At 72.6% G+C, this 13826-nt stretch carries 13 protein-coding genes; 10 read left to right on the top strand and 3 right to left on the bottom strand.

The genetic code is table 11. From position 1 onward, the window contains the following. Nucleotides 1-6 precede the first annotated feature (6 nt). From ACIQUC_RS05490 to ACIQUC_RS05460, 7 genes are read left to right on the top strand one after another with little or no spacing between them, the layout of a single operon-like run. Nucleotides 7-1599 carry an ABC transporter substrate-binding protein gene (locus tag ACIQUC_RS05490; protein ID WP_402264178.1) on the top strand — a complete coding sequence of 531 codons (1593 nt, stop codon included), beginning with the start codon at nt 7-9 and terminating at the stop codon, nt 1597-1599. A 16-nt stretch (nt 1600-1615) separates the two neighbouring features. Then, nucleotides 1616-3016: a M14 family zinc carboxypeptidase gene (locus tag ACIQUC_RS05485; RefSeq protein WP_402264175.1), complete on the top strand. Its 1401-nt coding sequence runs from the start codon at nt 1616-1618 to the stop codon at nt 3014-3016. Beyond that, on the top strand, nt 3016-3957 hold the full coding sequence (locus ACIQUC_RS05480) for an ABC transporter permease (RefSeq protein WP_402265669.1): 942 nt from the start codon (nt 3016-3018) through the stop codon (nt 3955-3957). The genes ACIQUC_RS05485 and ACIQUC_RS05480 overlap by 1 nt, the downstream gene beginning before the upstream one ends. Further along, entirely contained in the window at nt 3954-4844 is an 891-nt protein-coding gene (locus ACIQUC_RS05475; RefSeq protein WP_022907467.1) for an ABC transporter permease, read from the top strand. Before ACIQUC_RS05480 ends, ACIQUC_RS05475 begins: the two co-directional genes overlap by 4 nt. A 41-nt stretch (nt 4845-4885) precedes the next feature. Then, nucleotides 4886-6295: a serine hydrolase gene (locus ACIQUC_RS05470; RefSeq protein ID WP_402264173.1), complete on the top strand. Its 1410-nt coding sequence runs from the start codon at nt 4886-4888 to the stop codon at nt 6293-6295. Continuing rightward, a complete protein-coding gene (locus tag ACIQUC_RS05465; RefSeq protein ID WP_402264170.1) occupies nt 6292-6873 on the top strand; it encodes a GbsR/MarR family transcriptional regulator in 582 nt (193 codons plus the stop codon). The genes ACIQUC_RS05470 and ACIQUC_RS05465 overlap by 4 nt, the downstream gene beginning before the upstream one ends. After that, on the top strand, nt 6870-8522 hold the full coding sequence (locus ACIQUC_RS05460; protein ID WP_402264167.1) for a dipeptide ABC transporter ATP-binding protein: 1653 nt from the start codon (nt 6870-6872) through the stop codon (nt 8520-8522). The genes ACIQUC_RS05465 and ACIQUC_RS05460 overlap by 4 nt, the downstream gene beginning before the upstream one ends. 306 nt (nt 8523-8828) lie before the next feature. Here the strand turns inward: ACIQUC_RS05460 and ACIQUC_RS05455 are convergent, their stop codons facing one another. Together ACIQUC_RS05455 and ACIQUC_RS05450 are read right to left on the bottom strand one after the other, a co-directional pair. Further along, nucleotides 8829-9656 (bottom strand): helix-turn-helix domain-containing protein, encoded by an 828-nt coding sequence (locus ACIQUC_RS05455; RefSeq protein WP_402264164.1) that lies wholly within the window; start codon nt 9654-9656, stop codon nt 8829-8831. A 66-nt stretch (nt 9657-9722) separates the two neighbouring features. Further along, a complete protein-coding gene (locus ACIQUC_RS05450; RefSeq protein WP_402264161.1) occupies nt 9723-10301 on the bottom strand; it encodes a hypothetical protein in 579 nt (192 codons plus the stop codon). A 96-nt stretch (nt 10302-10397) separates the two neighbouring features. Between ACIQUC_RS05450 and ACIQUC_RS05445 the strand changes: the two genes are divergently transcribed. The 3 genes from ACIQUC_RS05445 to ACIQUC_RS05435 are packed head-to-tail and all read left to right on the top strand — an operon-like array spanning nt 10398 to nt 13565. Beyond that, on the top strand, nt 10398-11909 hold the full coding sequence (locus ACIQUC_RS05445; protein ID WP_402264158.1) for a sensor histidine kinase: 1512 nt from the start codon (nt 10398-10400) through the stop codon (nt 11907-11909). A gap of 40 nt (nt 11910-11949) precedes the next feature. Continuing rightward, the gene (locus ACIQUC_RS05440) at nt 11950-12612 is read left to right on the top strand and encodes a response regulator transcription factor (RefSeq protein WP_022907474.1); all 663 of its coding nucleotides are present in this window, start codon (nt 11950-11952) and stop codon (nt 12610-12612) included. Then, nucleotides 12609-13565 (top strand): EamA family transporter, encoded by a 957-nt coding sequence (locus ACIQUC_RS05435; RefSeq protein WP_402264155.1) that lies wholly within the window; start codon nt 12609-12611, stop codon nt 13563-13565. Before ACIQUC_RS05440 ends, ACIQUC_RS05435 begins: the two co-directional genes overlap by 4 nt. 36 nt (nt 13566-13601) lie before the next feature. Here the strand turns inward: ACIQUC_RS05435 and ACIQUC_RS05430 are convergent, their stop codons facing one another. Continuing rightward, a complete protein-coding gene (locus ACIQUC_RS05430) occupies nt 13602-13754 on the bottom strand; it encodes a hypothetical protein (RefSeq protein ID WP_402264153.1) in 153 nt (50 codons plus the stop codon). Nucleotides 13755-13826 lie beyond the last annotated feature (72 nt).

Here is a 13826-nt window from a genome sequence, read left to right as displayed (position 1 = left end):
GCAGACATGCGACGCAGGACGATCGCCGCGCTGGCCGCCGCGGCCACGGTGGCGCTGGTGGCCACGGGCTGTTCGGCCACCGGGAACGCCGACGACCAGGCCGGAGCCGGGGGCAGCCTCGTCTACGCCACCGGCGAGCCCGACCACCTCACCCCCGGTCGCCAGACGGTGGCGTTCACGCAGGTGCTCAGCCTGTTCGCCCCGCTCACCGAGACCGACTCGAAGGGGAAGCTGCACGACGTCGCCGCGAAGAGCGTCACCTCGAGCGACAACACCACGTGGACGATCACGCTCCGCGACGGCTGGACGTTCCAGAACGGCGAGGAGGTCACGCCCGAGAGCTACGTCAAGGCGTGGAACCACACCGCGTACGGCCCGAACGCGTGGGAGAACAGCGGCGAGCTCGCCGCGATCGTCGGGTACGACGACCTGAACCCGGCGTCCGGCACTCCCAAGACCCAGGAGATGTCGGGACTCAAGGTGACCGGGAAGGACACCTTCACCGTCACGCTCGACCACGCGGACAGCCAGTTCCCGCTCCAGCTCAGCCAGGCGCAGACCGCCTTCTACCCGATGCCCGAGGCCGCCTACGAGGACCTCAAGGCCTACGACGCGAAGCCGATCGGCAACGGCCCGTACGAGATGACCGAGGCGTGGAAGGCGAACCAGCCGTTCACCGTCACCGCGTGGAAGGGCTTCGAGGGCACGAAGGCGAAGACGAAGGACGTCACCTTCAAGAGCTACTCGGACATGAACACCGCGTACACCGACGTGCTCGCCGGGAACGCCGACGTGCTGTTCCTGCCCGCCGACAAGATGACGAGCGCCGGCGCGGACTTCGGCGACCGGCTGCACTCCTTCGACGCACCGGGCATCGACTACCTCGGCTTCCCGCTCTGGGACGAGCGGTACTCGGACCCCGACGTCCGCCGTGCGATCTCGATGTCGATCAACCGCGAGCAGGTCAACAAGGCGATCTACGGCGGCCTGTACGAACCGGCCACCGCGCTCACCCCGCCGAACATGTCCGGCACGCAGGAGGGCATCTGCGGCGAAGCGTGCGAGTTCTCCCCCTCGAAGGCCAAGGCGCTCCTGGCGAAGGCCGGCGGGTTCGACGGCACCATCACGCTCGTCTACCCGGGCGGCAACGGCCTCGACTCCCTCTACCAGGCGTACGCGAACCAGATCCGGCAGAACCTCGGCGTCGACACCGTCGCGAAGGCCACCACCGACTGGGCGTCGTACTACTCGGAGCTGACCGACAAGAAGGTCGCAGGACCGCACTTCGGGCACTGGGGCGCGCTCTACGCCAGCCAGCAGAACACGCTCCGCGCCCTCTTCACGAAGGCCGGCGGCTGCGCCCCGTGCACCGGGTACTACCAGTCGGACGAGGTCGACCAGCTCCTCGCGAAGGCGGACTCCGCCGGGTCGCAGGCCGAGGCGAACGAGTACTACGCCCAGACGCAGAAGGCGGTGCTGGAGGACTTCCCGGTCGTCCCGACCTTCTTCGACAAGTACTCGTACGTCGTGAGCGACAAGATCGCCTCGTTGCCCGCCGTCGACGGCAGCCCGGTCGTCCCCGCGATCACCGTCAAGTAGGGACCGGCACCACCGCATGGACCAGCGCACCATCCTCCGCCTCGCCACCTCGGTCCCCGACCACGACGGCTTCCCGCTCGTCGACGACCTGCACGCCCGGTTCGACGCGCTCGCCGCGGCGCACCCGGACCAGGTCACGGTCACCCGGATCGGGACGAGTCGGCTCGGTGAGCCGCTCCACAGCTACCGCATCGGATCCGGGTCGCACGCCGCCGTCGTCGTCGGCGGCGTGCACCCGAACGAACCGATCGGGTCGTGGACGGCGCTGCACCTCGCCGAGACGATGGTCACCGACGCGGTGACGGCCGAGGCGCTGGACACGACCTGGCACATCGTGCCGACGATCGACCCGGACGGCATGCGGCTGAACGAGGCGTGGTTCGACGACCCGTTCGACCGGGTCCGGTACGCACGGCACTTCTACCGCCCCGCGCCGGACAGCCAGGTGGAGTGGACGTTCCCGAACAGCCACGGGTCGGTGTACTTCGACCAGGTGCTGCCGGAGACGCTCGCGTTCATGCGACTCATCGACGACGTCCGGCCGGAGCTCCTCGTCTCCCTGCACAACGGCGAGATGGGCGGGGTCTACTACTACCTGTCCGAGGACCTCCCGGACGTGATCGACACCCTGCACGCCGTGCCCCGGGCACTCGGACTCCCACTCGACACCGGCGAACCGGAGTCGCCGTACCTCCGCGAACTCGCGCCGGCGGTGTTCGCGATGGACGGCGTCGAGGCCGCGTACGACTACCTCGAGGGCCTCGGCGTCGACCCGGGCGAGCACATCCACGGTGCGTCGAGCGCCGCGTGGGCGATGCGGCACGGCGCGCTCTGCGTCGTCGCCGAACTGCCCTACTGGAGCCATCCGGACGCCGACGACCAGACGCCGACGACGGAGCCGTACGCCGAGCTCCTCCGTCGCTGTGCGGACGAGCTCGACGCGTCGGGGCGGGAGCTCCAGGAGATCCTCGACGCGGCGTCGCCGATGCTCACCATCGAGACGCCCTTCCTCGAGGGGTCCCGCGCGTTCGTCCCGATGATCGCCGGGATGGTCGACACCGACCGTGCCCGGGCCGACCGCGAGCCCGCCGCCCGCGTCGCCACCGTCGCCGAACGGTTCGGCTGCGAGGACCTCGTCCGCTGCTTCCGGCTGCGCTACGGCGGGATGCTGCTCCGCGCGCTCGAGTCCGAGACGACCGCCGGGACCGCACCCGCGGCGGTGCGGCGGCTCCGCGACCGCCTCGCCGAGCGCTACGCGAGCTGGCAGGCCGACGAGGCGACCGGCTCGGAACCGATCGCGATCAGCAGGCTGGTGGGCGTGCAGTTCGGGGCGATCCTCGCCTGCGCGAGCCACGTGGCGGACCCGACCCGCGCCTCCCGTCCGTCCCTCGCCACCACCACGACGGGAGGCGCGTGATGCGCCCGGCGATCACCGTCGGTCGCCGACTCGGCGGCCTGGTCGTCGTGTTCCTCGGGGTGACGTTCCTCATCTACGCGATGACCTTCGCGCTGCCCGGCGACCCGATCAAGGCGCTCGGCGGCGACCGGCCGCTCAGCGACGCCGTGGTGCGGGCGCTCCGCGCGGAGTACCACCTCGACCAGCCGCTCTGGCTGCAGTACCTGCAGTACCTCGCCGGCCTCTTCCGCGGCGACTTCGGCACGGACTTCAGCGGCCAGTCGGTCGGCGCGCAGATGGCCTCGCGCTGGCCGGTCACGATCACGCTCGCCCTCACCGCGTGGGCGATCGAGATCGTCCTCGGCATCGGGCTCGGGGTCGTCTCGGCCCTCCGACGCGGCACCGTGCTCGACAAGACCGTCCTGGTCGGCACGATCGTCGTCGGCGCCGTCCCGGTCTTCGTGCTCGGCGTCGCCCTGCAACTGGTGTTCTCGGTGCGGTTGCACTGGTTCCCGGTGGCCGGCGCGACGGCCGGCTGGCCGACCGCCTACGTCCTGCCGGCGTTCGTGATCGCGCTGTTCGGGCTCGCCGCGGTGTCCCGCCTGACCCGGACGTCGATGATCGAGACGCTGGACGCCGACTTCGTGCGGACCGCCCGCGCCAAGGGGCTCACCCCGGGGCGGATCGTCGGCGTGCACGTCATGCGCAACTCGCTCATCCCGACGGCCACGTACCTCGCCACCGACCTCGGCTACCTGATGGGCGGGACGGTCATCGTCGAGGGCATCTTCAACCTGCCGGGCGTCGGCAACCTGCTGTTCCAGGGGATCCGGTCGCACGAGGGAGCGGTCGTCGTCGGCATCTCCACGGCCCTCATCCTCGTGTTCCTCGTCACCAGCGTGCTCGTCGACCTCCTGCACGCCGCACTCGATCCGCGCGTCCGGGCAGGAGCCTCCGCATGACCACCTCCGCCATCGGCGCCACCGTCCCGCCGTCCGTCGTCACCAAGCGTCGACCGCTGCGCGCCGCGGTCCGCCGTCCCGGGTTCTGGCTCCCCGCCGGGGTGCTCGCCGTCGTCGTGCTCGTCGCCGTCTTCCCCGGGGCCTTCGCCGGCCTCTTCGGCCACGGCGACCCTCGCGCGTGCGACCTCGGTCGCAGCGGCGCGTCGCCGACCGGCGGCCACCCATTCGGGTTCGACCTGCAGGGGTGCGACGTCTACGCCAACGTCGTCTACGGCACGCGGTCCTCGATCGCGGTGGCCGTCCTCACGACGGTGCTCGCCGGCGTCGTCGCGGTGGTCGTCGGGACCGTCGCGGGCATGGTCGGCGGCTGGGTGGACGCCGTGCTGGCGCGGCTCACCGACGTGTTCCTCGGCTTCCCGTTCCTGCTCGGAGCCGTCGTGGTCCTGAACAGCGTGGGGGAGCGGTCGGTGCTCACGGTGTCGCTCGTCCTGGCCCTGTTCGGCTGGCCGACCATGGCACGGCTCGTGCGGTCGAGCGTCCGGAGCGTCCGGAACGCCGAGTTCGTCCTCGCCGCCCGCACGATGGGGCTCTCGACGTGGCGGATCACGACCCGGTACGTCCTGCCGTCGTCGATCTCCCCGCTGCTCGTGCTCGCGACCATCACGGTGGGCGGGGTGATCGTGTCGGAGTCGTCGCTGACCTACCTCGGCATCGGGTTGGAGAGCCCGGCGATCTCCTGGGGCCTGCAGCTGTCCGCCGCGACGAGCCAGTTCCTCCGGGCACCGCACATGCTCATCGCGCCCGCCGTGTTCCTCGCCGTGACGGTGCTCTCCGTCATCGCGCTCGGGGACACGCTGCGCGCCGCACTCGACCCACGACGGCGCTGATCCGTCAGACTCGACCCACACCCGTTCTCGAAAGGACCACCGTGACCGACACCCTCGCCGCCTACCGGAAGACGCTGCCGTACATCCACGAGTGGGTGTCGTACAAGGTGTGGCAGCTCCGGGTCCCCGGGGTGCAGGTCGCGATCGGGTACGCCGGCGAGGTCCTGTTCGACGAGGCCTGGGGCTACGCGGACGTCGAGGCCGGCCGCCGCCTCACCACCACCGACCTCTTCCGCATCGCGTCGCACTCGAAGACCTTCACCGCGACCGCGCTCCTGCAGCTCGCCGAGCGCGGCGCGCTCCGGCTCGACGACACCGTCGGGACCCACGTCCCGGCGCTCGTCGCGGGCGGGTCGCCCCTCGCCGACGCCACGATCCGGGAGCTCATGGAGATGGGCGCCGGCGTCATCCGCGACGGGCACGACGGCGACTACTGGTCGCTCGCGCGTCCGTTCCCCGACGAGCAGGAACTCCTCGACCTCGTCCTCGACCGCGGGCAGAAGGTCCCGACCGGGTCGTCGTTCAACTACTCGAACCTCGGCTACTCGCTGCTCGGCCTCGTCATCGCCCGGGTCTCCGGACGGTCGTACAACGACTTCGTCCGCGAGTCGATCACCGAACCCCTCGGCCTGCGGAACACCGGACCCGACTGGGACCCGACGCGCGCCGACGACTTCGTGGTCGGCTACACCGGCTTCCACGTCGCCCGCCAGCGGCGTCGGATCGACCACGTCGACACCCGCGCGATGGCCGCGGCGACCGGCTTCCACGGCACTGCCTCCGACCTCGTGCGGTACTTCTCGGAGCACGTCATCGGCCAGGGCACGCTGCTCGACGACCACTCGAAGCGCCTCGCGCAGCGGAAGGCCTGGAGCGCGACCGACGACCCCGCCGCGCGCGGCTACGGCGCCGGGTTCATCGTCGACCGGATCGGCGGACGCGAGATCCGCGGCCACTCGGGTGGCTTCCCCGGGCAGATCACGCAGTCGATGTTCGACCCCGCGTCGGGTCTCGTCGTCTCGGTGCTGACGAGCGCCGCCGCCGGTCCCGCGACCCTCATCGCCACGGCGATCATCGCGATGCTCGACGCGGCGGCCGACGACGACGCCCCCGGCACGCCGGTGCCGGACGACGTCGACACGACCGCGTACACCGGACGCTTCGCGAACCCGTGGGGTGTCACGGACGTCGCGCGGATCGGCGACCGGCTCGTCGAGGTCGACCCCTCGAGCCCCGAACCCCTCGACACGCCGACGCGCCTCGAGGTCGTCGACGCGGACACGCTCCGGATGACCCACGGCAACCGCTTCGGGTCGATCGACGAGGACATCACCTTCGAGCGTGACGCCGACGGCACCGTGCGCTCGATCCGTGGGGGCGGTGGCATGAGCCAGGAGCCGTGGGCGATCCCGTCCGAACGGCCCGAGGTCGCGGCGGGACTGGCGCCGTGAGCGACGAGACCCGGGGCGGCTCCGGCGCAGGAGCCCCGTCCGACACCGTCGACGACGTCGTGCTCGAACCCGAGCGCCAGGCCTTCGTCGAGGAGTTCGCCCTCATGCTCAACGACGCCGCGGGCATGCCCCTGACCGATGCGCGGGTCCTCGGCTACCTCATGGTGACGCGCGCGCCGCACTCGTCGTCCGCCGACCTGCAGGCGGCGCTCGGCGCCAGCTCGGGTTCCGTCTCGATGGCCACCCGACGACTCGTCGACTCCGGGTTCGTCAAGCGGCACACGGTGCCCGGCGAACGCAGCCACTACTTCCGTGCCGAGGCCGACGTGTGGGGCTCGTGGCTCGCGAGCGAGCGCAAGTACCTCGACCGCGAGCGCGACGTCATCGGGCGCGGACTCGCCGTCGTCGAGGCGGCTGGCCGGACGGGCCCCGGCGACGTCGACGCCGAGGTCCGCGAGCGCCTGCTGAACGGGCGCGACTACATGCAGTGGCTGCAGGGGTACCACCGCAAGATGCTCGAGGAGTGGGAAGCGTTCAAGGCCGCCCGCGACCACCCGGACCGATCGGAGACCCCGTGAACGACGTCCTCACCGTCGACCACCTCAGCGTGACCTTCGACGTCGACGGCGTCGTCGTCCGAGCGGTCGACGACGCCTCGTTCACGGTCGGCCGAGGCGAGGTCGTCGCCGTCGTCGGCGAGTCGGGCTCCGGCAAGAGCATGACCGCGATGACCGCGATGGGCATCGCCCCGGACGGTGCCCGTGCCGCAGGCAGCATCCGGCTCGGGGACCTCGAGGTGCTCGACGCCGACGAACGCACCCTCCGCGAGGTCCGTGGCCGCCGCGTCTCGATGATCTTCCAGGACCCGTCCGCGGCCCTGAACCCCGTCTTCACCGTCGGGTTCCAGCTCGCCGAGGCGGTCCGTCGTGCCGAGTACGGCCTCGACCGCGCCGACGTCCGTGCGCGCTCGCTCGACCTGCTGCGCGCCGTCGAGGTCCCGGACCCCGAGCGGCGACTCGGCCAGTACCCGCACGAGCTCTCCGGCGGCCAGTGCCAGCGCGTGATGATCGCGATGGCCCTCGCCGCGGACCCCGACCTCCTCATCGCCGACGAGCCGACGACCGCACTGGACGTGACCGTCCAGGCCGAGGTCCTCGACGTCCTGCGCCGCCTGCGCGAGCGCACCGGCACCGCGATCCTGCTCATCACGCACGACATGGGCGTGGTCGCGGACATCGCCGACCGCGTCGTCGTGATGCGCCGCGGGAGCGTCGTCGAGACCGGTCCGGCGAGCGCCGTCTTCGGCGCACCGGTCGCCGACTACACGCGCGAACTCCTCGCGTCCGTCCCGCGCATGGGCACCGGCGCGGTCCAGGAGGCGCGGGTCGACCCCGCCCCGGACGTCGCCGCACCGGTCCTCGACGTCCGGCACCTCGTGGTCGAGTACGGCGGTGCGCTCCGCGGTCGGTTCCGCGCGGTCGACGACGTGTCGTTCACGGTCGGGCGCGGGGAGATCGTCGGGCTGGTCGGCGAGTCCGGCAGCGGCAAGACCACGATCGGACGCGCCGCGATCGGCCTCGCGCCGATCACGGGAGGTGCGGTCCTCGTCGAGGGGACGGACGTGGCGGGCGCACGCCGCGCCTCCCGGCGTGCGATGCGTCGTCGTGTCGGAGTGGTCTTCCAGAACCCACTGCGCTCCCTCAACCCGCGGTACACGGTCGGCCAGACCGTCGCCGAGCCGCTCCGGCAGATCCTGCGCCTGTCCGCGGCCGACGTCGAGCAGCGGGTGGAGGGCCTGCTCGCCGACGTCGGGCTCGACGGCGGCTTCCGTGAGCGCTTCCCGCACGAGCTGTCCGGTGGCCAACGGCAACGCGTGGCGATCGCCCGCGCGGTCGCACTCGACCCCGCCCTGCTCATCGCCGACGAACCGACCAGCGCGCTCGACGTCTCCGTGCAGGCGAGGGTGCTCGACGTCTTCCGCGAGCTCCAGGAACGCCTCGGCTTCGCGTGTCTGTTCGTGACGCACGACCTCGCCGTGGTGGACACGCTCTGCGACCGGGTCGTGGTCCTCCACGGCGGACGGGTCGCCGAACAGGGGAGCCGCGACGCGATCCTCCGCGCTCCGGAGGACCCGTACACGCGGCGGCTCATCCAGGCGGCGCCGGTGCCCGATCCGGTCGAGCAGGCTGCGCGTCGCTCCGAGCGTGCGGCGTCCCTCCGAGCCTGAGCGCGGGCGACGAGGTTTCCTGTCCGGCGCGTGACCGTTCCGGTTCGCGGATCCCGGCAATCGCGAACCAGGACGGTCACAGCGCGGACAGAACACGGACCTCGGGCGCGCGGACACGCCGGAGCGAGCGCCGCATCGAGCCGGTGGTGCTGAACCCGGCGTCCGCCGCGACGACGGCCGGGTCCGCGTCGTCGGCGGCGCTCGACCGTGCGGGGTCCCTCCAGGCCTGAGCGGGGGCGACGAGGTTTCCTGTCCGGCGCGTGACCGTTCCGGTTCGCGGATCCCGGCAATCGCGAACCAGGACGGTCACAGCGCGGACAGAACACGGACCTCGGGAGCCCGGACGCGCCGGAGCGAGCGCCGCATCGAGCCCGTGGTGCTGAACCCGGCGTGCGCCGCGACGACGGCGGGGTCCGCGTCGGCGGCGGCGAGTGCCGCGCGGACCGGCAGCGACCGGAACCACCGCCACAGCTCGTCGGGCGAGCAGCCGGTGGTCGCGCGGAACCGGCGCCGCACGGTGCTCGCGGACAGACCGGTGCCGCGTCGCAGGTCGTCGATCGGCACGGGGCCGGCGCTGTCGAGGAGTCGGTCGATGCAGCGGGTGAGGCTGGCGTCGCGGAGGAACGCGGGCGGGTTGTCCTCGACCACGCTCATCACGACGACCCGGGCGAGCGCATCACGGTGCGCCGCGTGCCACCTGCCGGCCACCAGCGACCGGAGGTGCGCCAGTGCGAGGACGACGTCCGTGCACGGAGCACCGAGCGGCTCGGTGCGGAGGGACGGCGCCAGCCCGAGCGCCTCGTCCACGAACGGACCGAACGTCGCGGTGCCCCAGTGCACACCGGTCGGAGCGGGCCAGTCGTCGCAGGCCGAGGGCGGTGCGGAGCGGTCGGGACCGGCGCCGATCGTCACCGTCGCCCCGGGTGCGACGAGCGCCGCGGTCCCCGGAACCACCACGCCGACGTCGTCGTCACGGCGGATCCACACCTCGGTGCGGGCGGACGAGGCGACCCAGACGTGGCTGTCGGTCGCCCCCAGGTCCAGCGTCCACCGGTCGTCGTCGGCGAGGACCTCGTCGCCGTACCGGACGTCGAGGCCGACGGCGTCGACGAGTGCTCGGAGTGCATCGGTCACGCAGCGACCGTGCCACGGGGCACCCCCGCGGCACCGGGCCCGCGGAGGATCTGTGGAGCGTGCGGGTCAGCGGACCTCGGCGGAGGACCAGAGCGCACCGGCACCCCGGCCGACGACACGGAGGAGGGGCACCGCGACGAGGACGGCCGCAGCGAGGAACGCCACCGCCTGCAGCAGGCCCGGGATCGCGTACACCACGACGAGCACCTCCTGCGCGGTCGACGGCGGTGGCACCGTCTGCGTCAGGAGGGACGCGACGAACCACAGCGCCGCCGCGATCGTCACGATCCAGCCGACCGTGCGCTGCGGCCCGCGCAGGCCGCGGACGGTCAGCACGCCGAACGCGACGAGTGCCGCCGGCGGGACCCAGTACAGGGCGGTGGCCAGCGCGCCGGGGAGGAACCAGGCCAGGGCGAACGCGAGCACGGCGACGCCGAAGGCCCCGGCTCGCCGGTCCCGTGCGCGGAGCGCGGCCACGAGCACGACGACCCCGCACACGCCGGCGACCACCGACGCGCCGAGCCGCACCACCGGCCACCACGGCACCTGCAGCACCGCCGTGTCACCGAGCCCGAGCACCCCGTACACGAGTGCCCCGACCACCGCGGTCGCCGAGACGATCCGTACCCCGTTGTCGTTCCCCATGGCCGTCACGGTACTCCCGGGCGGGGGATAACCCCACCCCGGGTCCGGGAGAGGGCAGGATGGGGGATCGGCCCGGTGATCGCGAGGCTGGGTGTCATGACCGACACCGCCCGCCTCGACCAGGCCGAGACCGTCCCACTGCACGACTCCGTCCCGCCGGGAGCCACCGAACCGATGCCCGCCCAGCCGAACCCCACGCCGCCGAGCTGGTCGTCGACGCCGCCGCCGAGCGGGCAGGGCGCCGCGGTCCCGCCGCCGCCCGTGACGACGTCCGGCGGATCGGGATCGGGCACGGGCATGACGGCCGGCGCGTTCTACCGCGAGGCGTGGAAACGGCTGCCGCGGGACTTCGGGTACATGGCGCTCACGGCGGTGCTGCTCTGCACGCTCTACGCCGCGTTCCCGGCGGCGATCTTCGGCGGGGGCTTCCGCGACCTCTTCAACCCGTTCGTCCTGCTGATGTTCTTCATCGCGCTGTTCGTGGCGCGGTGGCTCGGCCAGTTCGAGAAGCTCCGCATCGGATGGGCCGACAGCCGTCCGATCCGGCCGGTCGACTGGACGCCGAGGTGGCAGCAGAACTGGTGGACCCGCACCGGTTCGGCCGTCGCCAACCCGCACTACTGGCTGTACCTGCTGCACGCGGCGGTCGTGTACCCGATCGCGGCGCTCTGCACCGTGGGCGCGGGGGCGCTGCTGCTCGCCGGCTTCGTGTGGCCGATCGGCCTCGCCGGATTCGCGTTCGTGAACGGCGTGAGCGCGCAGTACTTCGGGTGGGAAACGGCCTCCGTCGTCGGCTTCGGGTTCCTCGGGCTCCTGTCGATGGCCGCCTCGGTCGTGCTGTTCCCGCTGTGGGCCCGCGGTTCGGTCATCGCCCACTTCTGGATCGACTTCGGGCTGCTCGGCGGGTTCCGTGCCGAGCAGCTGGAGCGTCGCGTGGCCGGGCTCCAGGCGTCGCGTGCCGGCGCCGTCACCGCCGAGGGCCAGGCACTCCGGCAGATCGAGCGCGACCTGCACGACGGCCCGCAGCAGCGCCTCGTCCGGCTGCGCATGGACCTGTCCGCCGCCGAGCGCGCCTTCGACAAGGACCCGGTGAAGGCGAAGCAGCTCATCGGCGAGGCGTCGGAGCACGCCCAGGACGCCCTCGACGAACTCCGCGCCCTGTCCCGCGGGTTCGCGCCGCCCATCCTGCTCGACCGCGGCCTCGTCGCCGCGCTCGAGGCCCTCGTCGCCCGCACCCCGATCCCGGTCGGACTCGACGTCCGCCTGCCCGACGGGCTCGAACTCGCGACCGAGATCCAGCGCAACGTCTACTTCACGGTGAGCGAGCTGCTGACGAACACCACCAAGCACGCCGGGGCCGCAGCCGCGGGCGTGTACCTCGGACTCGTGGTCGACGCCTCCGGCCTCTGGTACCTCACGGTCAGCGTCACCGACGACGGCCGCGGTGGCGCCCGCCCGCAGGAAGGGCACGGCATCGAGGGGCTGATGGGCCGCATGCGTGCGCTCGACGGCGAACTGACGGTGTCCAGCCCCGAGGGCGGTCCGACCGAGGCGACGGCGCGGATCCCGCTCGGATCGTTGAACGGCGTGCCGACGGCGCGCGCCTGACACCACGGGGAGCGTCCGCGCTCCCGGTAGGCTGGTCGGCATGAGCGACGGCCCGGATGCAGCACGCATCCGGGCCGTCGTCGTCGACGACGCCGTCCTCCTGCGCGAGGGGCTCGCCCGTGTGCTCGACGAAGCCGGCATCGACGTCGTCGGCCAGTACGCTGACGCCGACTCGTTCCTCGCGACGCTCACCGACGACGCCCCCGACGTCGTCGTGATGGACGTGCGGATGCCGCCGACGTTCACGGACGAGGGGGTCCGCGCGGCCGTCGAGACCCGACGCCGGGCACCGCGCACGGGTGTGCTCCTGCTGTCCCAGTACGTCGAGGCCACCTACGCCGAGGACGTCCTCGCCGCGGGGGCGACCGGCATCGGCTACCTGCTCAAGGACCGGGTCACCCGGCTCGAGGAGATCGACGACGCCGTCCGCCGCATCGCCGCCGGCGGCACCGTGCTCGACCCCGAGGTCGTCACGCAGCTCATGAGCCGGCGCCGCGACCCGCTCGCCGCGCTGACCCCGCGCGAGCGTGAGGTCCTCGGGCTGATGGCCGAGGGGCGCACGAACGCCGCGATCGCCCGCGCGCTCGTGATCGGCACCGGCGCGGTCGAGAAGCACGTCTCGAGCATCTTCGGCAAGCTCGCGCTCGAGGACACGGGCGAGGACCACCGCCGGGTCCTCGCCGTGCTGGCGTACCTCGGGTGACCGAGCCCGCAGGCAGCGCCGAGCCCGCAGGCGGCACCGAGCCAGCGCGCCGCACCGGGCCCGCGCGCCGCACGGTGCCCGCGCCGCTCCTGGCCCTCGCCGCCATGGTGTCGGTGCAGCTCGGCGCCGCGATCGCGAAGACCCGCTTCGACGAGGTCGGCTCGGTCGGTGCGGCGACGCTGCGGCTCGTGATCGGCGCGGTCGTGCTCGCTCTCGTGGTGCGCCCGCGCGTCCGGAACTGGACCCGGCAGCAGTGGCTCGGCGCCCTCGGCCTCGGGCTGGCGCTCGGCGGCATGAACGTGTTCATCTACGTCGCGTTCGCGAGCATCCCGATCGGCGTCGCGGTGACGATCGAGTTCCTCGGCCCGCTGGCGCTCTCGCTCGCCCACACCCGGCGCTGGCGGGACGTCCTCTGGGCGGTGCTGGCGCTCGTCGGCGTCGTGCTGCTCGGGGTCGGTCCGGCGGCCGTGACCGCGGTCGGCGGCGTCGTGTTCGCCGTCCTCGCCGCGGCGTGCTGGGCGGGCTACATCGTCATGAACCGGCACGTCGGCGCCGCGATCCCCGGCGTGGACGGCCTCGCGGTCTCGATGGTGGTCGCGATGCTCGTGTCGCTGCCGTTCGGTCTGCGGTCGGCCGTCGACGGGGTCGTCCGCGAGCCGGCGCTCCTCGTCGTCTTCGGCGGCGTCGCCGTGCTCTCGAGCGTCCTGCCGTACGCGCTCGAGATGCTGGCGCTCCGGCGGATGCCGACGCGCGTCTTCGGCGTGCTGCAGAGTCTCGGTCCGGCGATCGCGGCCCTCGCGGGCCTGCTGATCCTGCACGAGGCGCTCGCGGCGCTCGAGGTCGTCGCCCTCGCCTGCGTCACCGCGGCGAGCGTGGGGGTCACGCTGACCGCGCGGCGCGCGCGCGGAGGCGGGCCCGGTGGGCGGACTGGAGGCGCGGCGCACGTTCCGTGACCACGGAACGCGATCCGCGCCTCCTGGAAGACCCGCCTACTCGTCGCGGAGGAAGTCCGCGTACGTGGGTTCCGTGTGCTCACCCGTCAGGAGCGACGGGTCGTTGACCCGCCGTTCGACGTAGGCCGCGATGACCTCGGGCGGGGTGAGCACGTGGGCGACCCAGGACGGCACCTCGCTCTTCTTCATGGTGCCTCCTCCCAGATGCAGCACTCGGATCGAATGTCTCGATCAGTGAGTTACTTGCTGAACCGGTACTGC

The organism is Curtobacterium sp. NPDC098951, from assembly GCF_044759965.1.
GTDB lineage: Bacteria > Actinomycetota > Actinomycetes > Actinomycetales > Microbacteriaceae > Curtobacterium.
This window is presented reverse-complemented; position numbering and strand designations above follow the sequence as displayed.